General features: G+C 71.1%; 34 protein-coding genes and 1 pseudogene. 19 read left to right on the top strand and 16 right to left on the bottom strand.

Annotation, left to right across the window (positions count from 1 at the left end):
- Positions 1-372: 372 nt before the first annotated feature.
- Entirely contained in the window at positions 373-606 is a 234-nt protein-coding gene (locus BMW99_RS33070; protein ID WP_245791726.1) for a helix-turn-helix transcriptional regulator, read from the top strand.
- Positions 607-765: 159 nt separating this feature from the next.
- On the opposite strand, the gene BMW99_RS41590 is transcribed toward BMW99_RS33070, so the two are convergent.
- The 5 genes from BMW99_RS41590 to BMW99_RS33050 all read right to left on the bottom strand — a co-directional run bounded on the left by BMW99_RS41590 (position 766) and on the right by BMW99_RS33050 (position 3,411).
- On the bottom strand, positions 766-930 hold the full coding sequence (locus tag BMW99_RS41590; RefSeq protein ID WP_176735483.1) for a hypothetical protein: 165 nt from the start codon (positions 928-930) through the stop codon (positions 766-768).
- 2 nt (positions 931-932) lie between these two features.
- On the bottom strand, positions 933-1,157 hold the full coding sequence (locus BMW99_RS40420; protein WP_069463657.1) for a hypothetical protein: 225 nt from the start codon (positions 1,155-1,157) through the stop codon (positions 933-935).
- A 71-nt stretch (positions 1,158-1,228) separates the two neighbouring features.
- Positions 1,229-1,540 (bottom strand): hypothetical protein, encoded by a 312-nt coding sequence (locus BMW99_RS40415; RefSeq protein WP_069463656.1) that lies wholly within the window; start codon positions 1,538-1,540, stop codon positions 1,229-1,231.
- 294 nt (positions 1,541-1,834) lie between these two features.
- Positions 1,835-2,677, bottom strand: a complete 843-nt coding sequence (locus tag BMW99_RS33055) for a helix-turn-helix domain-containing protein (protein ID WP_069463655.1) — start codon at positions 2,675-2,677, stop codon at positions 1,835-1,837.
- Positions 2,674-3,411, bottom strand: coding sequence for a DUF6879 family protein (locus BMW99_RS33050; RefSeq protein WP_069463654.1), 738 nt, complete (start codon positions 3,409-3,411; stop codon positions 2,674-2,676). Before BMW99_RS33050 ends, BMW99_RS33055 begins: the two co-directional genes overlap by 4 nt.
- A gap of 115 nt (positions 3,412-3,526) precedes the next feature.
- Here BMW99_RS33050 and BMW99_RS33045 point away from each other — a divergent pair, with 115 nt between their 5' ends.
- A complete protein-coding gene (locus BMW99_RS33045; RefSeq protein WP_069463653.1) occupies positions 3,527-3,859 on the top strand; it encodes a hypothetical protein in 333 nt (110 codons plus the stop codon).
- A 21-nt stretch (positions 3,860-3,880) separates the two neighbouring features.
- Positions 3,881-4,450 carry a hypothetical protein gene (locus tag BMW99_RS33040; RefSeq protein ID WP_069463652.1) on the top strand — a complete coding sequence of 190 codons (570 nt, stop codon included), beginning with the start codon at positions 3,881-3,883 and terminating at the stop codon, positions 4,448-4,450.
- Between the two features lies 1 nt (position 4,451).
- On the opposite strand, the gene BMW99_RS33035 is transcribed toward BMW99_RS33040, so the two are convergent.
- Entirely contained in the window at positions 4,452-4,682 is a 231-nt protein-coding gene (locus BMW99_RS33035; protein ID WP_069463651.1) for a hypothetical protein, read from the bottom strand.
- A 111-nt stretch (positions 4,683-4,793) separates the two neighbouring features.
- On the opposite strand from BMW99_RS33035, the gene BMW99_RS33030 reads away from it, so the two are divergent.
- From BMW99_RS33030 to BMW99_RS33010, 5 genes are all read left to right on the top strand, one after another.
- Complete coding sequence (locus BMW99_RS33030) at positions 4,794-5,138, top strand: DUF6011 domain-containing protein (protein ID WP_069463650.1); 345 nt, start codon at positions 4,794-4,796, stop codon at positions 5,136-5,138.
- Between the two features lie 30 nt (positions 5,139-5,168).
- Positions 5,169-5,513: a hypothetical protein gene (locus tag BMW99_RS33025; protein ID WP_069463649.1), complete on the top strand. Its 345-nt coding sequence runs from the start codon at positions 5,169-5,171 to the stop codon at positions 5,511-5,513.
- A 16-nt stretch (positions 5,514-5,529) separates the two neighbouring features.
- Entirely contained in the window at positions 5,530-5,715 is a 186-nt protein-coding gene (locus BMW99_RS33020; protein WP_069463648.1) for a hypothetical protein, read from the top strand.
- A gap of 148 nt (positions 5,716-5,863) precedes the next feature.
- The gene (locus BMW99_RS33015; protein WP_069463647.1) at positions 5,864-6,205 is read left to right on the top strand and encodes a hypothetical protein; all 342 of its coding nucleotides are present in this window, start codon (positions 5,864-5,866) and stop codon (positions 6,203-6,205) included.
- A 12-nt stretch (positions 6,206-6,217) separates the two neighbouring features.
- A complete protein-coding gene (locus BMW99_RS33010) occupies positions 6,218-6,406 on the top strand; it encodes a hypothetical protein (RefSeq protein WP_069463646.1) in 189 nt (62 codons plus the stop codon).
- Positions 6,407-6,465: 59 nt separating this feature from the next.
- On the opposite strand, the gene BMW99_RS33005 is transcribed toward BMW99_RS33010, so the two are convergent.
- Together BMW99_RS33005 and BMW99_RS40410 are read right to left on the bottom strand one after the other, a co-directional pair.
- Positions 6,466-6,885 (bottom strand): DUF6221 family protein, encoded by a 420-nt coding sequence (locus BMW99_RS33005; protein ID WP_069463645.1) that lies wholly within the window; start codon positions 6,883-6,885, stop codon positions 6,466-6,468.
- Positions 6,878-7,273: a helix-turn-helix domain-containing protein gene (locus BMW99_RS40410; protein ID WP_245791725.1), complete on the bottom strand. Its 396-nt coding sequence runs from the start codon at positions 7,271-7,273 to the stop codon at positions 6,878-6,880. Before BMW99_RS40410 ends, BMW99_RS33005 begins: the two co-directional genes overlap by 8 nt.
- 438 nt (positions 7,274-7,711) lie before the next feature.
- Between BMW99_RS40410 and BMW99_RS41585 the strand changes: the two genes are divergently transcribed.
- The 11 genes and pseudogenes from BMW99_RS41585 to BMW99_RS42775 all read left to right on the top strand — a co-directional run bounded on the left by BMW99_RS41585 (position 7,712) and on the right by BMW99_RS42775 (position 12,726).
- Positions 7,712-7,888 carry a hypothetical protein gene (locus tag BMW99_RS41585; protein ID WP_177226127.1) on the top strand — a complete coding sequence of 59 codons (177 nt, stop codon included), beginning with the start codon at positions 7,712-7,714 and terminating at the stop codon, positions 7,886-7,888.
- Between the two features lie 100 nt (positions 7,889-7,988).
- Positions 7,989-8,628, top strand: a pseudogene (locus tag BMW99_RS39540) (DUF2637 domain-containing protein); the annotation flags it as partial.
- 405 nt (positions 8,629-9,033) lie between these two features.
- Positions 9,034-9,540 (top strand): hypothetical protein, encoded by a 507-nt coding sequence (locus BMW99_RS32990; protein WP_069466104.1) that lies wholly within the window; start codon positions 9,034-9,036, stop codon positions 9,538-9,540.
- Positions 9,537-10,043 carry a hypothetical protein gene (locus BMW99_RS32985; RefSeq protein ID WP_069466105.1) on the top strand — a complete coding sequence of 169 codons (507 nt, stop codon included), beginning with the start codon at positions 9,537-9,539 and terminating at the stop codon, positions 10,041-10,043. Before BMW99_RS32990 ends, BMW99_RS32985 begins: the two co-directional genes overlap by 4 nt.
- A complete protein-coding gene (locus BMW99_RS32980; RefSeq protein ID WP_069466106.1) occupies positions 10,040-10,783 on the top strand; it encodes a hypothetical protein in 744 nt (247 codons plus the stop codon). The genes BMW99_RS32985 and BMW99_RS32980 overlap by 4 nt, the downstream gene beginning before the upstream one ends.
- A complete protein-coding gene (locus BMW99_RS32975) occupies positions 10,780-10,968 on the top strand; it encodes a hypothetical protein (protein ID WP_069466107.1) in 189 nt (62 codons plus the stop codon). The genes BMW99_RS32980 and BMW99_RS32975 overlap by 4 nt, the downstream gene beginning before the upstream one ends.
- 1 nt (position 10,969) lies before the next feature.
- Complete coding sequence (locus BMW99_RS32970; RefSeq protein WP_069466108.1) at positions 10,970-11,152, top strand: hypothetical protein; 183 nt, start codon at positions 10,970-10,972, stop codon at positions 11,150-11,152.
- Between the two features lie 79 nt (positions 11,153-11,231).
- Positions 11,232-11,360 (top strand): hypothetical protein, encoded by a 129-nt coding sequence (locus tag BMW99_RS42780; protein WP_256090457.1) that lies wholly within the window; start codon positions 11,232-11,234, stop codon positions 11,358-11,360.
- 2 nt (positions 11,361-11,362) lie between these two features.
- Positions 11,363-11,983 (top strand): restriction endonuclease, encoded by a 621-nt coding sequence (locus BMW99_RS32965; RefSeq protein WP_069466109.1) that lies wholly within the window; start codon positions 11,363-11,365, stop codon positions 11,981-11,983.
- Positions 11,980-12,231 carry a hypothetical protein gene (locus BMW99_RS32960; protein ID WP_069466110.1) on the top strand — a complete coding sequence of 84 codons (252 nt, stop codon included), beginning with the start codon at positions 11,980-11,982 and terminating at the stop codon, positions 12,229-12,231. The genes BMW99_RS32965 and BMW99_RS32960 overlap by 4 nt, the downstream gene beginning before the upstream one ends.
- A 372-nt stretch (positions 12,232-12,603) precedes the next feature.
- The gene (locus BMW99_RS42775; protein ID WP_256090458.1) at positions 12,604-12,726 is read left to right on the top strand and encodes a hypothetical protein; all 123 of its coding nucleotides are present in this window, start codon (positions 12,604-12,606) and stop codon (positions 12,724-12,726) included.
- A 49-nt stretch (positions 12,727-12,775) separates the two neighbouring features.
- Here BMW99_RS42775 and BMW99_RS32950 read toward each other — a convergent pair whose 3' ends face one another.
- The 8 genes from BMW99_RS32950 to BMW99_RS32915 are packed head-to-tail and all read right to left on the bottom strand — an operon-like array spanning position 12,776 to position 20,549.
- Positions 12,776-14,857: a hypothetical protein gene (locus tag BMW99_RS32950; protein WP_069466112.1), complete on the bottom strand. Its 2,082-nt coding sequence runs from the start codon at positions 14,855-14,857 to the stop codon at positions 12,776-12,778.
- Between the two features lie 8 nt (positions 14,858-14,865).
- Entirely contained in the window at positions 14,866-15,537 is a 672-nt protein-coding gene (locus tag BMW99_RS32945; RefSeq protein WP_069466113.1) for a hypothetical protein, read from the bottom strand.
- Positions 15,534-15,800 carry a hypothetical protein gene (locus BMW99_RS32940; RefSeq protein WP_069466114.1) on the bottom strand — a complete coding sequence of 89 codons (267 nt, stop codon included), beginning with the start codon at positions 15,798-15,800 and terminating at the stop codon, positions 15,534-15,536. The genes BMW99_RS32945 and BMW99_RS32940 overlap by 4 nt, the downstream gene beginning before the upstream one ends.
- A 6-nt stretch (positions 15,801-15,806) precedes the next feature.
- The gene (locus tag BMW99_RS32935) at positions 15,807-16,178 is read right to left on the bottom strand and encodes a hypothetical protein (protein WP_069466115.1); all 372 of its coding nucleotides are present in this window, start codon (positions 16,176-16,178) and stop codon (positions 15,807-15,809) included.
- Between the two features lie 25 nt (positions 16,179-16,203).
- Positions 16,204-17,028 (bottom strand): GH25 family lysozyme, encoded by an 825-nt coding sequence (locus tag BMW99_RS32930; protein ID WP_075018094.1) that lies wholly within the window; start codon positions 17,026-17,028, stop codon positions 16,204-16,206.
- Entirely contained in the window at positions 17,025-17,876 is an 852-nt protein-coding gene (locus BMW99_RS32925; RefSeq protein ID WP_075018093.1) for a C1 family peptidase, read from the bottom strand. The genes BMW99_RS32930 and BMW99_RS32925 overlap by 4 nt, the downstream gene beginning before the upstream one ends.
- A gap of 12 nt (positions 17,877-17,888) precedes the next feature.
- The gene (locus tag BMW99_RS32920; RefSeq protein WP_069462414.1) at positions 17,889-18,323 is read right to left on the bottom strand and encodes a hypothetical protein; all 435 of its coding nucleotides are present in this window, start codon (positions 18,321-18,323) and stop codon (positions 17,889-17,891) included.
- A gap of 12 nt (positions 18,324-18,335) precedes the next feature.
- The gene (locus BMW99_RS32915; protein ID WP_069462413.1) at positions 18,336-20,549 is read right to left on the bottom strand and encodes a hypothetical protein; all 2,214 of its coding nucleotides are present in this window, start codon (positions 20,547-20,549) and stop codon (positions 18,336-18,338) included.
- Between the last annotated feature and the right edge of the window lie 3 nt (positions 20,550-20,552).

Genomic DNA, 20,552 nt, shown 5'->3' with positions numbered 1-20,552 from the left:
GTGCCCCCGGCAGGACTCGAACCTGCGGCCAAGCGCTTAGAAGGTACCCCGGTTCGAACGCTGCGCTTACCTGCGGTTTCCTGCGGTTTCCCGGTATCACTCTCGCCGGGGGCGCTTGGTCAAAACTCGCTTCGCATTTGGCCTGATCAGAGCGGGCGCGCGGGAGCCCCGGCCGTAAGAGTACGACCGGGGCCCCCGCCGGCCACGCTTCCGCCATCGGAGCGGAGCGGCACACCTCGCGCGAAGGTGCCTCACGGGCCGGGCCTCACCGCCGCATCGAGTACGACGGAGTCGATCAAGAAGTGTGTAAGAAATTACACAGACTTCTGATCATGGCACCAAGAACTTGGACAAGTGCCAGCCCTTGATCCAGTGCCTGAACGAGTCATCGCGAGGCGCCGCCGGGTCGGGCAGCGCATCCGGACCGCTCGCGAGATGGCCAACCTCACGCAAGAGCGATTGGCCGAACTCGTCGACGTCGACCGCAGGACCATCGTCAACGTGGAACTGGGCTACACCTCACCCCGGTTGGACACGCTTCTGATGATCGCGGATGCGGTGCGGACGCCGCTGAGCGAGCTCGTTCGCGAGGGAGCGGGGGAGTAGGCCCGTCCCTCGAACCATCGATTACCACAGGGTACTGATGGTCAATCCTCCATTCACGCGATCGTGGGAAGACCCCGCCGCCGGCACGGGGGTGTCCGGCGACGGGGAGTAGGAGGGCCCCCGGCCCGTGGGGTGACTCGCCGTCTCCGGGGGCCCAGCTCAGCGACGACTCGGCTGGTACGTGCGCGTCCACGTCACCGGCGCGCAGTCGTCGGGGTTGGCGTGCAGATGCAGGTCGGGGGACATGCCGGTGCCCTGTTCCACGGAGACCGTTTTGCCCTTGCCGGGCGGGATCTCCTGCTGGCAGTGCGCGCACTTCGCCACGGTCAGCACCTCCCTGGCATCGGGTGGAGGATCGGGCCGCGGGCCGCGCGGTACGCCTCCCACAAGGCCGCGCCCGTCTCGCAGTTGAGGAGGCGGCGGTGACACTCGGCGCAGCCGTGGGAGTGGTCGTAGTACGCCCTCCACGTCACGTCCTGGGCGCTGAGGGGTGCGGCCGCTGCTCGGCGGGCGATGGTGGCCGCACCCGCGGGCTCAGCCCTTGCGCTCATGGCCGGCCTGCTGCTGCGGCTCGCTGGTGCAGCCGCCCTTGCGGCAGCCCTCGGTGGGACACGACATGCGATCACCTCCCCAACACTTCGAGTTCGACGGGATCCTGGCGCCTGGCGACGGCCGCGTTCACCTCGGTGCGCAGCACGGTCGTCAGCGGGATCGACGCGCCGCACGCGTGGTAGAGGTGGCTGATCAGGACGTGGAGGCGCCGGAAGTCCTCCATGCCGATGCCGACGGCCAGGGCCGCGCGGAGGCTGGCGACCGTGGTGTCCAGCGGCTGCCCTGTGAACCGGGCGCACAGTTCCTCGAGGTGCTGCGCGCGCCGGCTGGGGGACAGTTCCTCGGCCAGGAGTGCCGGGACGGTCGGCGCGGCTGCGGTCACGGCCGGCCCCAACCCGTTGGGCGGGCAACGGCGGTGGCCGTCCAGTTGGCGGGCGGCTCGGCGCCGGGCGCATGCACTATGACGGCTTCCCGTTCGAGGACGCTGCCGTCCGGCCGGAGTTCGAGCAGGCGACGGGTCGAGGACTGCAACGGGCGAATCGGCGGAGTGGGCGCGGTCGGCATCGGGACCCCCAGAGATCGGCGTCTCTGTCGACCGTAGGGCGACGTGTTTCTCGCTGGGAGGCGCGTTTCTCCGTGTTTCGAATGCGCCCGGTGCTGGTTCCCGCTGTTCGCCTCAGGCCACGTCGAGGGCGGCCCGCGCGCGGGCGATCAGGCGCTGCGCCTGCCCGCCGTACACCGCGGACTCGGCGATCGTCTCCCACACCCGCAGGTACAGCGCGACGTCATCCGCACTGTCGAGCCACAGCTCGGCGTGCCAGTCCTCGACGATGACCAGGCGCTCGTCGTACACCCAGAAGCCGTTGGCGGGCGGGATCTTCACGCGGGCACCGAGCGGCACGATGCCCAGCTCGACCGTGTCCAGGCCGATCACCCCGGACAGCCGGTCGAGCTGCGCGGCAAGCACGGAGGGCGGGCATACGCGAGCGTGGAGCGCCGCCTCGCCCATGACGATGCGGTACCGGCGGCCGGGCTGGTACAGCGTCTCCTGGCGGCGGGCCCGGGCCCGCACGGCTTCTTCGACGTCAGCCACAGATTGGTTGAGGTCGGCGTACGCCTTGAAGATGGCGCGCGCATAGTCGGCGGTCTGGAGGACACCGACGACCATCGCGTCTTCCCAGGCTCTCAGCACAGATGACCTCGTGTACTCGACGTTCAGGGCGTCCTGCACGGGCCGGTGCCCGGCGGCGAGTTGGCGACGCCATGAACGGTACGCGGTCTCCAGCCCGCGGAGGCGGCCCTTCAGCTCGGTGGCCGTCCAGGGCTGGCCGGCGGCGGCCGCCCACCTGTCGAGGTCGGTGGGCGCCGCCGTCTGCTTGCCGTTCTCCAGTTTCGAGATCTTCGAGGGCGCCCAGTCGCACGCCTCGGCCAGCTGCCGGACGGTGAGCCCGGCCTCTCGGCGAATCTCGCGCAGCCGCACGCCGAGGGCGATGCGGCCCTGCTGGAAATCGGTCGTCACTCCTCGGACGGTACCGCCTGGTACTGGTCGAAGGGGATGGCGTGGTGCCAGGCAGCGTCGCGGGCCTGGCAGTACGTCAGCACCTCGACCGGGTTGGTGATCAGATCGATGTCCGTCAGGTTGTCGTCCTCGTCGAAGGCCAGGCGCGCGACCACCCGAGAGTCGAAGAGCCAGAAGTCCTCAGCCGGCAGGCCCTCGGCCACCGCGCGCGGCAGCACGCGGATCTCCTCCCCCACCGCGGTGTTCCGGCGGGCGTTGTCGAGGAGGTACAGCTGGCCGGGTGTGGCCGGCTCGTCGACGATCCGGACGCGCTCGAACCGCTTGCCGAGCGCGGCCTGCTCGCGGCGCTCGGCGGACCACGCGTCGTCGAGGTCCCAGTGCACCGCCTCGCCGCGGGCGAACTGGGCGTAGGTGTCGGTGGTCTCGTCGGAGGCGTAGCGGCGGCGGGTCTCCAGCCGCCACGCGGTGTGCTGGAACGTGGTGAACATGCCGTCGAAGTCGGCGAAGCTGATGGGCTCGCGCGTGGGGATCGTCTCCTTCGGGCCGAAGTTGGCCAGCAGCGCGCGCGGCACGGTCACCGCGTTCTCGTCGTCCGCCAGGTGCCGAAGCTGCGCGAGGTCGTCGGCGGCGGCCTGCGTGCCCTGGACGAGGTAGTCGCCAGCGTCGGTCTCGTACAGAGTGGGGCAGCCGTTGTTGCCGGAGTTGGTGCCGACGTAGCGGAGTGCGCGGGCCATCGGGTCTCCTCTCGGTGGCCGGCTGGATGCCGGTTCCCGCACGGTAGCCCGGTGATCAAGAAACACGCGAGGGCGCCCGGCGGCCTTGTCAGTGGCGCCACGTAGCATCGACAGCATGCCCGAGATCGACCTCCCCCAGCCGCTCATTGACGCCCAACGCACCGTGGACCGCGCATGGGCCGAGGTCGAGGACCACCGCAAGAGCGTGAACGCCCGGCGCCGCGCGGCGGCCGCCACCGAGGGCCGCCAGGCCGACGACGCCCGGCCCTGGACCGGCCCCGCGCTCGACCCGTGGACTCAGGCCGACGACGACGAGCACGAGCGGCGCATGGCGACCGCGCGCGCCGCAGCCGAGGCCCGCCAAGCCGCGCTCACCGCAGCCGGCCTCGGCAGCGGCTACACGATCGTGCAGGCGCTCCACCTGGCCGCCCGTCCGGCCACTGTCTGACCTGCGCCGTAGCGTGGAGGCATGACCAGCGAAGACGGCGCCCTCACCCGCGACGCGGAGGTGATAGACCGCCTCCCCCGCGAGCCCCTGCCCGTCATCGGCTTCTGGAACGGGAGCCGGGGCCAGGACCGGGCACTCACCATCCGGCTCAGCGGCCGGGAGCAGCGCGCCGTCGCGACCGAGGAATACGCGTACCCGGACGGACGGACCGCGTACCGGATCCGGCCGGCTGACGCCGACGGCCCGATGGTGCGGGTCTGGTGGGACGACGCGGCGATGCGGTGGGGGTGGCTCGGCCCGGGCCGCGACGGCGTCGACGCGTTGCAGTACCACGGCCCCGGTGAGGTGCGGCGTCGCTGGTGGGATGAGGGGCACTGGCCGATGTTGTGGGTGCACCGCGGCGGCCGGTGGCGTGAGGCGTGGCTGCACGGCCGGGAGGACTGGCCGGACGGCACGGTCGTCTACCTCGTCGGTGTTGAGCGGGAGGGTGCGGCGCGCCTTCTCGGTCTGGAGGACGTCCGGGTGACGTATGACCCGCGGGCCGTCCAGCCGCGGAAGTATCTGGTGCGGGCGGATGGCTCGCAGGCGTAGCTCAGCCAGCTGGCGGCGCCGGGGTGTTCTTCTCGGTGTCCGCCTTCACGAGGAGTCGGATCTGCTCGCGCGTCCAGCCGGTGATCCGGGCGACCTCGGCTTGGTCGCCGCGCTTTCCCTCTTGCCGGATGGCGGCGACTGCCTCGGCTTGTAGCTCGGTGCGGGCGTTGTCGAGTTCGGTGGCGGCGTCTCGGTAGCGCTGGGCGGCTTTCTCCAGCTTCGCGGTGTCCATGTGTCCATGATGACATCCCCTTGGCCAAGTGGCTATGCCAAGTCGCTTGACAATGCCAAGTCGCTAGGCCAAGCTAAAGGGCATAACGAAGCCCGCACCGAGGAGGACCCGATGGCCACCACCGAGCAGACCCGCTGCCGCCACTGCCACCGCATCCTCCGCAGCGCCCGCTCCATCGCCCTCGGCTACGGCCCGAAGTGCCACGGCAAGATCCGCAAGGCCACCGCCGCCCAGACCGGCGCCCACAAGCCCGCCGCGATCGAGAAGGCCCGGGAGCTCATCGAGCTCGGCGCGATCACCCCGCTCCGCGGCCGCCGCATCTTCACCGTCATCAGCAGCGACGGCACCAGCAGCTACAAGACCGCCGCCCAGGGCTGCACCTGCCCGGCCGGCCTCAAGGGCCGCCACGTCTGCTACCACCGCGTCGCCGCCCAGATCCTCACCCTCGCCGCCTGACCGCGCAGCACCCAGCCGAAGGAGCCAGCCATGGCCGCCGTGGACCAGACCGCCCGCAAGACCGCCCTCCAGGAGCGCATCGCCCGCCGCGCCCTCGCCACCATCAACACCCCCGCCAACGCCCGCATCCTCGCGGTCGTCCGCACCGGCACCGTCATCACCGTCGCCACCCACCAGCCCGGCGAGCCATTCCCCTACTGCATCGACTCGTTCCGGCTCCTCACCCCGACCGAGCGCGCCGACGACGCCGACTTGGGGCTCGGCTCCCACGAGTGGACGCTCACCGACCAGTACGGCGCCCAGGATGCCGACCGCATCCCGGTCCTGCTCGGCTACGCCCGCACCTTCGCCACCACCGTCACCCTCGCCGCCTGATCCGGAAGGACCCGCCATGGACGACCAGATCCCAGACGGAACGCGCGTCGTCTACCGCGGCTCCATCGCCATCACCTACGGCATGGTCTTCCGCGCCGAGGAGTGCGCGTGCGACCGCGACGTGTGCGGCTACCAGCTCGTCGACGCCACGGACGTGGTGATCCTCCACCACGTGCGCCGCGGCTCCATCACCCCCGCCTGATCCGTCCCTCGCGGGCCCGAGCGCCCGGGGCCGTGCCGCCGGACACCCGGCCGCACGGCCCACGCGCGTCACAACCCGGTCACAACCACCACACCCCACCCCCCGGAACGGGACACTCCCCCCACCAAGTCCCAAGGGGGGAAGTCCCATGTACACCCGCACCGCCACCGCAGCCGCCGGCCTCCTGCTCGCCACCGGCGCGCTCACCGCCTGCTCCAGCAGCAGCCACGACGCAAAGCCCACCACCACGACGCCAGGCACCGTCGCCGCGAAACCCACCACCGCCCCGGCCAGCGAAGCGCCCATCCCCGACACCGCGCTCGCCAAGGGCAAAACCGCCGCATGCTGGAAGGCCATCCGCGACCAGTACACCCCCGGCACCATGCAGCTGACCGGGGCACCCACGACGCCGCCAGCGTGCGCGTCTCTGACGTCGGATGAGATCTCAGCCGTCGCCGAAGACGTCCTCGCCCACCAACTCGACGGCTGACAGGAGCGCGCCGTGAAGAAGTACCTGTTCGTTCTGCTCGGCCTGTTCCTCGCCGCCATGTGCCTCACCGGCCTATTCAGCGGCGACTACATCCTGATGGCCATCGGCTGTGGCTTCGGCTACTGGTCCTACCGTGCCTTCAAAGCCGCTGGCAGGCTCGCGCCCCCAGCCGAGGACAAGCCGCGCCCCTGGGAACGCTGACCGCGCGCACGACACCGCCCCGCCACCAGCACGGTGACGGGGCGGAAGCATGCCCGGGGTCAGCGGATGGGTGCCCAATCCGGCTCGTAGCCCGCGTGACCGGAGTACGGCAGGGCGAGCAGTCGGAGCACGGGGCGCACGAACGCACCGCCGCCGCCATTCTTGGTCGCCCAGGCGCACTCGTCGAGGATGCGCCGCTTCGCCTCGACCTCGCGCAGCACCCGCGCCGGATCGTGGAGTGCGACGTGCGTCGCGGTCACCCCAGCCATCGACAGCGTGCAGGACTGCTCGCGGTCCCACAGGGCCACGTGGTCCGCCGCGCGCACCAGCCCGACGCCGTCCAAGCCCTGACGCTGGTTCGTGTACGAGCCCTCCTCGACGTCCTCGTACCAAGGGCTCGGGTCCACCGCGTCCGCGAGACGGGCGGCCTCCTCGTCCTCGTCGTACCGGGCCCGCAGGAACGCCACCAGATCATCCATCGGACGCCTCCGGCTGGACGGTCACCTGCGTGATGTCATCGCGGTCCGCCAGCCCCTCCTCGATCCACATCTTGACGTGACGGGCAAGGTCATCAGGGCCGTCGTAGTACTCCCCGCCAGGGCGGGTCTCCACGGTCACGGTCACCACCGCGCGCAGCGGCGGCTGTTCGGCGTCCATATGGTCTCCATCGTCGGTGGTCTCGCGGTCCGTACGCCGGCCGGGCCGCTTCGGGTTCGCGGCGAAGAACGCGGCGACCTCGTCCTCGCGGAACCGCGGGCGCGTACTGCCTTCACCCTCCACGGGCTTCGGGAAGGTGCCGCGGCTCCGGTACGCGTGCACCGTCTGCCGGCTGACTCCGTGCGCCTCCGCGATCTCGCTGACGGTCATCAATCGCGGACTCCCTTCCTGGTCAGGGCTCTTGGGCACGTCAACATCCTTCCCGAACCTCTTGACGTTGTAAAGAGGTTCCTGCCACTCTGGCACTGCACCACCGAAAACGGCCCCCTTCCCTGTCGCCTGGCAGCTGAGGGAAGGGGGCCGGACCTCCGCACACCGTGAAGCGACCGGAGATCGTCATGAAGCGTACCCACCTGCACGAACCGCCCGACACCCCCGCGCGGAACCTCAGCGACGCGCCGTGCCCCGAGAACTGCGGCCGCCCCATCCACACCGGCCCCTGCGGCGGTGGCCACTGATGGCCGAGCAGCCCACCCCCGAGCCCCCCGCGCGCTGTGCTGGCCCCGGCTCACGCGTCGAGGTCACAAACGAGAACGGCGTCCACCGCGAGACCTGGCACTCGTGCCCGACCTGCCACGAGTCGCACTGATGGCCGGCCGCCTCTCCTGGCTCGGCGCACTGACCAGCCCCAAGCAGGACGCCGAGTCCCGCGCCCGCGGCCGCCGACACCAGCGCACCCGCCCCGACCGCGCCGCGCAGCAGTGGGCGGACGGCGGGTACTGCCCCGCCGGCTACGCCCACACCGGCCGCTGCCGCCATCGCTGAACCCACCGACCGCCGCGCCCGGCAACCCAACCCACGCCGCCGGGCGCGGCCCCACCGCCCCCAAGGAGAACCCGCCTTGACCGGTCGCCCCGCCGCCAACATGCCCCGAGCCCTCAAGGCGCTCGCGGGCATCGCCGCCGTCGGCGCCGTCGCCATCGCGGGCATCGGCTTCGCCGGCTCCTACACCGCCGTCCGAACCCTGGCCCTCCACAAGGGATTCGGCTGGTTCGCGAACGTCTTCCCCATCGGCATCGACGCCGGAATCGTCGTCCTCCTCGCCCTCGACCTGCTTCTCACCTGGCTCCGCATCCCCCTCCCGCTGCTCCGCCACACCGCATGGCTTCTCACCACCGCCACCGTCGCGTTCAACGGCGCCGCGGCCTGGCCCGACTCGCTCGGCGTCGGCATGCACGCGGTCATCCCCGTCCTGTTCGTCGCGGTCGTTGAGGCCGCCCGGCACGCTGTCGGCCGCATCGCGGACATCACCGCGGACCGGCACATGGAGGCCGTGCGCCTCGCCCGCTGGGCACTCGCGCCGTGGCCCACGTTCCGGCTGTGGCGGCGCATGAAGCTGTGGGAGCTGCGGAGCTACGAGGAGACGATCCGCCGCGAGCAGGACCGCCTCGTCTACCGGATCCGCCTCCGTGCCCGCTACGGCGTCGCGTGGCGGCGCCGGGCGCCCGTCGAGGCGCTGATCCCCTTGCGCCTCGCCCGCCATGGTGTCCCCCTCGACGGGGCGGACACGTCCGCCGCACCCGCGCTGTCCGCCCCGGACACGGCCGACGTCCGGCCGGACAACACCCCCCGGACAGCCCCGGACAACGCGCCCGCCATGCCCCCCGGACAGCCCCGGACAGCCCTGTCCGACCCCCCGGACATCACCGCGGACGCCCGGGCGGACAAGGGTGCGGACACGCCACTGACCAGCGCGGACACTGTCCGGCCCGCCATGGCGGACACCGACGCGGACAAGCCCTCCGTCGCCGCACTTGTCCGTGGCTGCCTGGACGCCGGGACGGACAAGCCGGACGAGGTCGTGTCCGCTGTCCTCGCTGTCCGCCCGGACGCGGACATCCCGACCGTGAAGCGGACGCTGCGCCGCGAGCGCGACAAGCGCACCACCTACATGTGACCGAGAGGACGCCATGACCACCCCGCCCGACCACGACGAGATGCGCATCCGCGGCCAGTTGCGCGAGCGCATCGACGGCGCACCCGTCCCGCCGCCGCGGCGCCAGCGGGACTGGCTCGACGACCTGTGGGACACGGACGACACCAAGCCGCCGGCCGCCGAGCGCGCGCCGGAGCCCGTCGAGCAGCAGCCCGCGGGGGAGCCTCGCTGGGACTGGACGCGCCTCCGCCGCTGGCCCCTCGCCCGCCCGGTCTGCGGCGCCTGCCTCGCCCTGCTCCCGTTCCTCCAGGGCCAGTCGCTCGCCACCAGCTGGGGCGGCATCCTCACCCAGGCCCGCACCGAGGCCGGAGTCGGCGCCGCCTGGGTCATCGCCGCCGTCGGCCTGGCCATCGGCGCCATGTGGGTCCACAACCGCCGCTCCTGGATCGCCTGGACGCTCCTCACCAGCGCATTCGTCGGCACCGTCGCCATGGCAAACCCCTCCGACATCGTCACCTTCATCACCGGAGCGTCCCAGTGAGCAGCACCGCCATCACCGTCGGCGGCCTCGCCGTCAGCCTCGCCGCCACCGGCATCTACGGCTGGAAGTGGTGGAAGACCGGCACCCGCAAGCCCGCCGACCTCGCCCCCTTCGCCGGGTCCTACGTCCTCGGCGGCCTCGCCACCATGTGCGCCGGGATCCTCGGCCTCCTCGCCGGCTGGACCGCGCTCGTCGGCAACGGCATCGGGAAACACGCCGTCAGCGGCACCGCAGGCGGCCACGCCGACACCGTCAACCACGGCACCGCCGGGGTCCTCACCCCGGGCGGGCACCTGGTGGCATTCCTGTTCTTCGTCGGGTTCATCGTGGCGTGGAAGGCCGCGACGAAGGTGATGAAGCGGCAACTGTTCTGGGGCTGGTTCAGCGGCTCCACGATGACGCTCACCGTCGGCGTGGCCGGGCTGTTCCTGCACGTCACCGGCCTCGTGAACGGCCTCGGTGACGGCGTCCTCGGCTGGTTCAACAACGGCGGTGGCGTATGAGCCGCCACCTGGTGAAGGGCCTGCGGATCCTGGGGGAGCGCTGGACGAAGGGCGTGCGCGGCTGGTTGGCCGCAGGGACGAACTGGCTGGACACCGGCGTCCGGTGGGCGCTCGTCCTGGGCACCCTGTACGGCGCCGCGCACCTGCTCCTCGGCTCGCTGCTGGGCGTCGGCGCGGTCGCCCTGGTGGTGTGCGTGCTGGCGCTCCGCGCGGCGACGAAGGCCGCCCGAGGCCAGCAGCTGCAGGCCGCGAAGCCCGGCCCGCAGGCGTCCGCCGCGGACGCCGAGCAGGAACTGCCGGACGTCACCGGAGACGAGCTGGCCGCGCTCGCCCACGACCTCCTCGCCGGCGGCCCCGGAGTGCACCTGGCCACCCTCGCCGCGGGCCTCACCGCGCGGCACGGCGGGGACTGGCAGACCGGCGACGTCCGGGCCCTCCTGACCGTCCACCAGGTGCCCGTCCGGCCCTCCGTCCGGGATGCCGCGAAGCGGGTCTCTCCGGGCGTGCACCGGGCCGACCTGCCGCCCCTCCCCGCCCCCTCTCTGACCCCTGCCGTAGCCGGGCCCGTAGCCGTAGTTGCCGCAGGTCAGCCCGGAACTACAGGGGCAACTACAGACCCGCCAGCTACACCGACTACGCGCCAGATCGGGGGAGTCCAGGTCACCTCGATTCCCGATCCGGCGAACCCGGCGCGGACGATCGTCCGCGCCGTCGACCGCACCAGGAAGAGGCCCGCATGAGCGAGTACAAGCACGCGTCCGTGCGCGAGTACGTCAAGGCGAAGAAGAACGCCGACCGCGCCACGACTGACCGAATCGTCGCCGAGGTGACCGCGCGGTTCGACACGCGCACCACGGACGGCACCGAGGCGCGCGAGCTGTTCAACGCCTCCATGGAAGTGAAGTTCGGCGAGGGCGGTGCGTGACGTGGCGCGGTTCGAGGTCACCACCAAGTACCGCAACCGGATCGGCCTGCCCCGCACGGACGTCCGCACCATCGACGCCGCGGACGACGACGACAAGTTCAGGCAGGTCACCGCCATCGCCGACGAGATCGACTGCCGGTACGGCAAGGCGGCCGTCTCCGGCGGCTCCATCCGCCCCATCTGACTCCCGGGCCGGCCGCCATCCGCCAAGACATCGACCGGCCCGGGCCACCCATCCCAGCACAGAGACAGGAACCCAGATCATGGCACCCCTCCGGGGAGACTTCCCCATCCGCGACAACCGACCCGGCGACGAGCAGCACGCCCGCGAGTACGACCCCGCCACCGGGGACTGGAGCAAGCCCGTCCAGCCCGAGCCGGAGCAGAAGTAGCCATGGCCGAGCCCCGCCGACGAGGCATACCGCGCCCGAGCTGCCTCACCCCGATCGGCTGCCTCGCCATCGTCGCCGCCGCCGTGTGGTTCATCGTCCGCAGCGTCACCATGTGGATCAGCGGCCACGCCATCGCGGTGACCGCCGCGGCCCTGCTCGCCGCGCTCGGCGGGGCCGGTCTCTTCCGCGCCCGCAGCATGCCGGCCGGCCGCACCACGCCAGTGGACTGGGCGTCCATGAGTCCGGGCGAGTTCGAGCAGTTAGTCGCGGACCTCTGCTGGCGCGACGGCTGCACCGACGTGCGGGTGGTCGGCGGCGCGGGCGACCTCGGAGCCGACGTCCTCGCCCGCACGCCGACCGGACGCCGGATCGTGGTGCAGTGCAAGAGGTACGCGCCCGGCCGCCGCGTCGGCAGCCCAGAAGTGCAGCGCGTCGGCGGAACCTACTCCGTGGTGCACGGCGCGGACTTGGCCATCGTGGTGACCACCGCCGAGTTCACCGACGCCGCGGTCGACTACGCGAGGCGGGCCGGGATCCGGCTCGTCGACGGCGACGAGCTGGCAGCGTGGGCAGGCGAGAAGGTGCTGCCGCCGTGGGGCGCCGAGAGGATGATGGGCGCATGACCGAGCAGCAATTCCCCGCGGACTCCACGGCCCAGTTGAAGACGCGCATCGAGTCGCCCGAGTTCTGGCAGGCGATGCGGGACTCGGGCATCACCACCGCCGAGGCGGTCGAGCGGCTCAGTGAAGCGGCCCGGCAGTCCGACCTCGACGAGTTCGAGGCACTGCTCGCCGTGCACCGGCCCGAGCTGTGGAAGCGCATGCAGAAGCGACCTTCTCGGCTGCGCCGCTGGATCCGCCTCTCCCGGTAGCCGCGGACAGCCGAGCACGCCAACGCCCCCAGCGCCCAGATGCGTTGGGGGCGCTCCCATGACCGCGCAGGGGCACCGTTGCCCCTTTGTGGGCCGCAACACGCCGTGGCCGCGCGTGAATCCGCGACCTTGGCGCGCGGACACCAGATCTAGTGGTTGGATTGTCCTCGAACACAGCCGGTAGTGGTCACATGACTAGTATTGAGACTGCTTCCGCGCCAACACGTGCAAAAGGGAGCCCTGTTGTTCGCCTGGGTGCAACCAGGCGGAGGACTCCCTGCACGGTCCCGCCTCACGCGAATGAAAGAGGTACCTGTGCCATCCCACCACACGGCCGAGGGCCGTAGCAAGGTGAACCGCGAGACTCCCGCCGTGATCGCGGCACTCCCGGACACCCGGAAGGCAGTCCTGGTGGCCATGCTCCAGGGCGCCGCCTGGAAGTTCGGGAGCGCGCTGGCCAGCGCCATATCGGAGCTGCTGAACAGGCTCCACTGAGCACGACGACGCCCCCACCGCCCCGAGCGCGGTGGGGGCGTTCGCCTGCTCACACCACGTACCAGCCCCACGCGGTGCCGTTGTACATCGCCTGTACCCGCAGCGTCGCGCCCGCCGCAACGCTCGCCGACGTCGCACCCGTGCCGCTGGTCGTATAGATCAGCTGAGCGCCCGTCGTCCCCACGGTCAAGGTCGCCGACCCTACATTCTTGAATACGTAGGTCACCGGGTTCACGTCCGCGTCCGGCAGCGTCCCCGTGAACCCACCGGCCGTCGTGTCGCACACCAGCGTCCGATCGATCGGCCGCGCCGTGAACGCCCCCGTCACCCGGCGGATCGCCGACGGCACACCACCGTCGACCACCTCGATGCCCGTCGGCTGCGCCGTGCTCACCCCGGCCTGGTTGTACAGCCCCGTCAGCTTCACCCGGCCCAGCGCCGCCATCAGCGCCCCCGTCGAGTTGCCGTCGATGTTCGGCGCCCCCGACTCGGTTTGCAGCTGGTCGATGTCGATGATCGGCCCCACGCCCTGCGCGGCCGGCCCGACGACGTACAGCTCGTGCGAGCAGGACTCGATGCTGGCCTGCACGACCTTCATCGCGTGCGACGCCCCCACCGACCCGGCGTAGGTGCCGACTGGGCACACGCCAGCCCAGCAGTACAGGACCATCAGCCGGTCCGCGATCGAGTGCTCGGTGAGGAACACCCCGTAGGTGTAGCCGCCGTTGCAGCTGACGTTCCTCATGACGTTGTGGTCGTTGTTCCCTGCGGACGGCATGAGCAGCCCGATCGACAGGCCGTCGGCGAAGGTGTTCGGGTTCGCGAAGTCGCCAGCGGAGTAGAGGCCTGCGGTGCCATAGGCGAAGTCGAGCAGTTCGGCGTTCGCGGTGCCGTAGAGGTTCGCGGCGCCGTACGTCCAGCCGGAGACGGAGTGCGCGGTGACGATCGCCAGGTCTTCGAGGACGGCCATGACGTTGGAGTAGCGCGCGGCCGCGCCGTAGGCGAGGCCGTTGCTGGTGCCCTCGTTGGGGCCGCACAGCACAGCGCCATTCCCGTTGGCGTTGATGTCGGCGGTCTGCGCGCTGGAGCTGGCGTAGGTGCCGAAGGAGAGCCATGCGGAGCCGCCGGTCTGCGGGACCAGCTGCTCCCAGTGGCGGACCGCACTGGAGCCCTTGCTGCCCTTGAAGTGCAGGATCCGCTTCACGTCGGTGGTCGGGTAGATGCCGAAGGTGATCTGCCCGTTGCCGCTCTTCGTGGTGCTCAGCGGTCCGTCGATGATGTAGGCGCCGGGCGGGGTGAAGACCTGGGCATAGGTGTGGCCGGCCGCCAGGTACGCCTCGGCGGCGTCGACCGCGGCCTGGATCGGCGCCTGGTTGTTGTGGCCCCACACCACCACGGCGTTCGTGACCGAGGTGGACGCGTTGTCGGCGAGGGTGATCTGCCCGCTGCTGTCGACGCTCGCGATCGTCGACCGGTACCACGACACCCCGGCCGGACCGGCGCCCTTGATGCCGACGTGCATGCCGACAGTGGCGTGGCCGCTGCCGAACGGCAGGCTCGTGTTGCAGCGCAGCACCTTCGTCCCGGTCGTGATCGCGCCGTCGGAGACGCTGCGGGCGTCGCCGATCGCCCCGTAGGCCGGTGCGGTGACGTCAAACACCCACGGCTGCGCGCCGCCGCCCGAGTGCCCGTCGGTGTACGCGTTCGCCGCGGCCAGCGTCGCCGCATCACGCTCATCCGCGTAAGCCTCGATCTCCGCCACCGGTGCGAGCAGGTCGTACTGCCCCGGGTCCGCGGACACCGGCGTCCGGCTCGACAGGTCCACCGTCGGCCCCGACGCCGCCGGCAGCGTGATGTAGTACGGCGACTGCCCGGACCGGTCCACGCGGTACGTCCACCCGCTGGGCAGGTACCCGGCCGCGTCCGTCGCCAGGACCCGCACGGCTCCGGCGCCGGTCGCCCGGTCCGGGACGAGCTGGATCGGGTCGCCGGCCACGATGTGGTCGTGGACGGTCGACACGATCTGCGGCGGAGTCGGCGTCAACGTGATCGGGTCCCGGTCCGCCGAGCCGTCCGAGAGGCTGGCGTCCACGGTCAGGACGATCGTCTGCGCGCCCGTCGGGAATCCCATGGCTGCTCCTAGGACTTGCGCCGGTCAGACAGGATGCCGGGCGGCGTGGTGGTCGGGGTCGGCGTGGGCGTGGGGGCGCCGTCGCGGCGGCACACCAGCGAATCGGGGTCGCCTGCGGCTGGCTGGAGGGAGTACCCGTCGGGACACGTCTGGCCATCGCGTCCTGCCGGTCCGGTGGGGCCCTGTGGCCCTTGGGGGCCTGCCGGTCCGGCCGGACCGGCGGGTCCCGCGGGTCCGACGGCGCCGCCCATGCCGGCCGAGCCGGTGGGGCCGGTCGGTCCGTTGGCGCCCGCGGCGCCGCTCGGGCCGGGAGAGCCCGTCGGGCCAGGGGATCCGGGCGGTCCGGTGGGTCCCGGGATGCCGGCCGGTCCCGGCGGCCCGGGGATCGGCACGGGCACCTCGGCCCGCGCCGGCAAGTTCGAGACGGCCTTCGACGGGTCTGGTGCCACCGGGGTCTTCCCCGCCGCCTGGACCTGCGCCCGCAGCTTGCGGACGTCACCGGCCAGCGTGGAGACCGCGCTGCCGCGGAGGTTCGCCTCCGCGACCGCGTCCTTCCGCGCCGAGGTCTCCACACTGATGCGATGCCAGATGATCAGGACTGCGCCCGACAGGGCGACGAGGACGCACGCGAGGAGCACGCGACGCCACTGGCGGGCGAGTGCTTGCTCCGCGCGGGTCATGGATGTCCTCCGAGTTGGATGACGATGGCGCGGAGCCGGGTGATCTCCGCCTGGTCTGCGCCGCGCAACATGGCCAGTTCGGCGAGGTGCGCGTTCTTCTCGGTCAGTTCGGCGCGCTTGCTGGCGAGCTCTTCCTGCAACTGGTCGGTGAGGGAGCTGTAGCCGGTGACGGCGTTCTCACCGCGCTTTCCGACGAACGCCACCACCACGCCGACGAGCCCGCTGACGCCCACGAGGAGGCTGCCGAGGGTGGTGGCGTTCACGGGCCGCTAGTTGTTCTGCGGGGCCGGCGCGAGCGTCGGCTTGCTCACCGGTCTGGCCGGCGCGGTCACCTGCGTGCGGGTCCACATGGCGACGACGGCGGACGCGAAGCTGAGGACCACGGCCTGCTGCTCCGGCGACCAGTGGAGGCCGAACCCGACGGCGAGAGCGATGGCGGCCTGGACGAACCCGAGGACGGCGGCGCCGATCCCGTCGTGCACGGTGACGGCGACGATGAGGCCGACGAGGGCTGCGGCGACGGCGTTGATGACGGCCTGCTGGTCGGAGGTCAGGTTGAGGCCGAACGCGGTCACGAGCTTGACGGCGACGGCGATGAGCGCGAGCCACAGTGCGGGCTCTCTGCGGAAGATGGTCGGCATGACGATCCGTTTCTGCTGATAGTGGTCAGGACTGGAGGCGCTTGGCCAGCTCGGTGGCGATGTCCGCCGCGGACGGCGGCTTCGGGAGCAGGGGCGCCACCTTCGCGGCGAGCTGCCCGAGCTGCGCGTCGGTCAGGGTGACCGGCGTGCCCTTGAGGAGCGTCTGCACGCCCTTCTCGGCTGCGGCCGCGGCAGAGGCGGCGTTGGCGAGGGTCTGGTGGACGTCGGGGTCGTCGCCGTGCGAGTAGCCCCAGACGTCGGCGGGTGTGGGCAAGGTGTCCTCCAGGGGCGTCGGTGTGGTGCCGGCCGCCCACTGGCGGAGCTGCGCGGCGGTGAGCTTGCAGTAGTCGCGGTCGATGCCGCCCGCTTCGCTGTACTGGTGGAACAGCCAGTCGGCCTTGACGTCCGGTGCGCCGGCCGCGTTGTCGGGGTCGGCGATCCACAGGAAGTCGCCGTAGAACCCGGTGTGGTCGCGGTTGATCCAGAAGTCCTTGTTGCAGTACAGGCCGACCCGGTGGCCGGGCGTTCGGGCCTGCACGTAGCGGATCCAGGCGTCCTTGTCGGCGCCGGTGACTCCTGCGTCTTCCCAGTCCAGGGCGATGACGTCGCCGGGCTTGAGGGTGGTGCGCTTCAGGAAGTAGTCGCCTTGGACGGCCATGGAGCCGGGCCGGGCGAAGTGGTAGTGGCCGGGCAGGAGGGCGCCGGCGCGCGCGGTCGTGATCTGGCTGCTGTACCGCGGGTTGACGTAGGCGGTGCCCTCGGTTGCCTTGACGAACGCGAACGCCAGGCCCTGCGTGGACGGTGTCCAGTCCTGGTACGACGCCCAGTCCTGGCCGAGGCTGCCGGTCACGACAGGCTGTGCGCTGCGCGCCAGGCGGCCGCCGCTGTGTCGAGGGTGGACAGGGCCGTCGAGAGTGCCTTGTCGACGTCGGCCGGGGTGGGCGGCGTCGGGGTCGGGGTGGGCGCCGGGGCGGAGACGGGCACGAACAGGGTCGCGTCGCCGTCCTCGCTGAGGAGCTGGCCGAGGTCGTCGAAGGAGAACGAGAACGTCCCCTGCACGCCCCAGCTGGTGCTCCACGAGTTCCGGGCCAGCACCACGCCGTTGGTCGCGTCGATGCCGTACAGCAGGAACTCGTGGCCACCGCGGACGCTGCCGGAGATCTTCACGTGCCCGTTGGCGTCCGGCTGGTCGAAACCCTCGTACCAGTTCACGCCGATGATCAGCGGCGAGACCGCCAGCGCCTTCAGCGCAGTGTCGAGGCTGAACGCGTGCTGGTACCCGCTGATGAGCCCCGCCTTCTGCGCGGCCTTCGCGACCGCCACGCCCGTCGAACCGGTGTCGGTGGGCGGGTAGTTGCCGCGGACGTCGTCCAGCCGCGTCGCGGCGGAGTACAGCGCGACGGCCTGCTTCTCGTCCGCGACCGGGTCACCCGTCGGCCGCGCGGTCACCTGCGTGGAGATCGCGTCGTACAGCGGATCGGTCCCGGCGAAGGCTTCCGCCGCGTTGCCGGTGCAGCTCCCGAGGTCGCCCTGGTCCAGGACCGGGATCCGCACCCGGTGCACCGCGCTGGTGTACGTGGACGGCAGCAGATCCTCCGACACCGCGTAGGCGCGGGACCGCGGGTCGTGCTGCACATGCCGGCCAAGCCGGCCGCCGCCGGACTCGGACGGGTACTCGTCGATGAACAGGGTCTTCACAGGGACTCACTCCTATGCGAGGGGGTTCGTGATGGTGCAGTTGTCGAGCAGGACACCCGTCGCCCCTGAGCCGGCCGCGGTGGGCACGCCCACCATGAGCTGGCCATTCGGCTCGAATGTGACCCTGACGCCGTAAAACGCGGTGTTCGCGCCGACGCACTGGAAGCCGCGCTCAGTGCCGACCCGGAAGCCGGTGTTGAAGGTGAAGGCCACCGTGTTCGCGTTCGCGGTCAGGCTGGCGATGGTGATCCGGCCCTCGAACTCCCAGATCTCCGTACCGGCCAACATCAACTTCCGCATGCGCGCGGCGGGGGTGCCGATGGTGAACCCGGACACGAGGACCCCGACGGAGTCGAGTTGTGTCCAGGGCATCGTTTCGCTGGCGATCAGCGTGTCGAGCTGCCCAGCCGTGACGGTCTGGCCTGCGTTGAAGGGGGTGTAGACCATGCGCTGCTCCTCCTACAAGGCCAGGGCGGTGGGGTTGGCGAGGGAGATCGGCTCGCCCGCGGCGTGGGGTTTCGCCACGCCGTTGACCGACCGGGTGACCGTGAACGTCTGCGGTGACGACGCCCCGGTGATGTTGGTGACGGTCATCAGCTCCCCGGCCGCCATCACCTGGATCGGGTAGTCCACCGGGTTCGTCGTCCACAGCGGCCCGGCCGTCACCGCGACCTGCACGGTGGTCTGCGTGGGCGTCATGTCCTGCGCCAGCACGCTCCCGTCGGTGTCCGCCTTGCCGCGCGCCGAGTCGTCGAGGACGAACACCTCGTAGGGCGATTCGGGCTGGCACACGTAGGTGATGCGGTGCTCGAAATGCGTGATCGTCTCGGTGATGCCGATGACGAGCTGCGAGATGTCCCCACCCAGCCGCGAGGGCGGCGACGAGACCACGATGTTCATCCCGAACAGCACGTTCAGGGCGTTCACGCGCTGCGCCGCCATCGACGGGTGCGCCAGGTTGATGCTGATCGCCGGGTACCGCGGCTCGTCGATCGTGCCGAGGTGCAGTCGCCACGCGGCGTGTTGTGGCAGGTCGTCGTCCGACTGGACGTTCAGCGTGGGGTTGTCCGGGTAGGTGCCGACGCCGTTCGGCGGGTCGAGGACAGACAGCGGCCCCTGACTCAGGACAGCAGTCGCGGACGATCCGTTCTGCCGTGAGGCGGTGATGCTGTTGTGGACGAGCTGGTCGTCCGGCACCGGCTTCGGGATCTGCGCCAGTTGGTTGCCGGGGTAGGACAGAACGATCCGCGGGACCTGGTTGTACAGCGCTGGCCGAGGCCGGAAGGCGAGCCCGAACGCCACCTCCCGCTCGAAAAAGATGCCTTGGTCGACGTCCACGCACTCCTGCAGCAGAGCCATGAAAGTGCCGGGGAGTTGAGGGCCCATCGTGTCCGTCGATGCCGTGGTGATGATGACGGCGTTGACGCCCTGCTCGCCGCACAGTCGGATGATGCGAGCCGACGGCGACTCCCCCACGAACGCAGTCACCTGACCTTCGAGGTCGAACGCGGACGTGACGTCGTTCTGGAAGCTGACGTGACCGAAAACGCCGTCGGTGATCGTCCGCCCGGGCGCGATCGTGATCGTCGTGAGCCGGCCGACGGTCTGCGAATTGAACGTCCCGCTCAACTGACCGTTGAAGCCCGTGGCCGCACTGACCGCACCCATCGTCCAGTTGACGTTGGGGCCGCTCTGGGTGAGTTCGAGGGAGAACCGCATCCGCTGCCCGTCGACGCCGAAGGCCATCACGCCCGACGCCACCAGCACCGTCAGTCCGTCGGTGTCGAGGCCCTTGACTGTGAGCGAGCCGCCTGTGCCATAGGTGACGGCCCAGTACGGGATGGTGCCGCCGGTCGATCGGATCTTGATGAGCTGGGTGCCGTCCGGCGGTGATGTCGGCAGCCACATCAGCCACCGCGTCTGGGACTCTCCGGTCACCGTGTAGGGCGGGATCACCCCCACCAGGGAGGCGCCGTTGAGGGTCGGCAGCGCGGTGGAGCACAGGAACCCGGTGTCCGCGGCGAGGTTGGGCGTGCCCCGGAACGTCATCGCCTGGCCGCCGGTCAGCGCCGAAGCGAGGGACGTCGCGCTCGTACCGTCCTCGCACGGCCAGTAGGCGATCGGGGGTGTGGTCGCCATTGAGGTCAGGCCCCGGTACATGGTCGACCTCAGCGGGGTGCTGCCCTGGTTGAGGCGCCGAAGGATGCCAGCGGCCTCGATGTCCACCCACACGTCGGTGTCGGTGGAGTCCCAGTCCTCCGGCCAGCCCGTGACCTCGCCCCAGAAGCGGTAGGACTTGTCGTCGCCCTTGGCCACGGACACGCGGAGCTGGGTGTTCCGGCCGATCTTCCCGTAGTACGGCGACATCGGGTTCGCCGGGCTGAACAGGCCGTCCCTGTTGTTGAGCTGCAGCGAGCATGTGCCGGGGCTGGGCTGCTGGCCCTCCGAGGTCTGCCCGCGGGTGATGGAGATCTGCCCGTTGGAGTCGCGCACCATCACGCGCTTCGTGATGTCCACCCACGACCCGTCGATCAGCAGCTCGACCATCAGCCCGTTGACTCCGGTGCCGCCCGACGCCACCCCGGACGCGGGCGCGACAGAGTACGGGCCTGGCAGGCCGCCGACGCGGCGCTGCCAGCCCGAGATCAGCGGGGCGATGGACGAGGCGGGCATGGG

This window comes from Actinacidiphila rubida (assembly GCF_900110255.1).
Lineage (GTDB): Bacteria > Actinomycetota > Actinomycetes > Streptomycetales > Streptomycetaceae > Actinacidiphila > Actinacidiphila rubida.
Note: the sequence above shows the minus strand (reverse complement) of the source record. Positions and strands in the feature narration are given on the sequence as shown.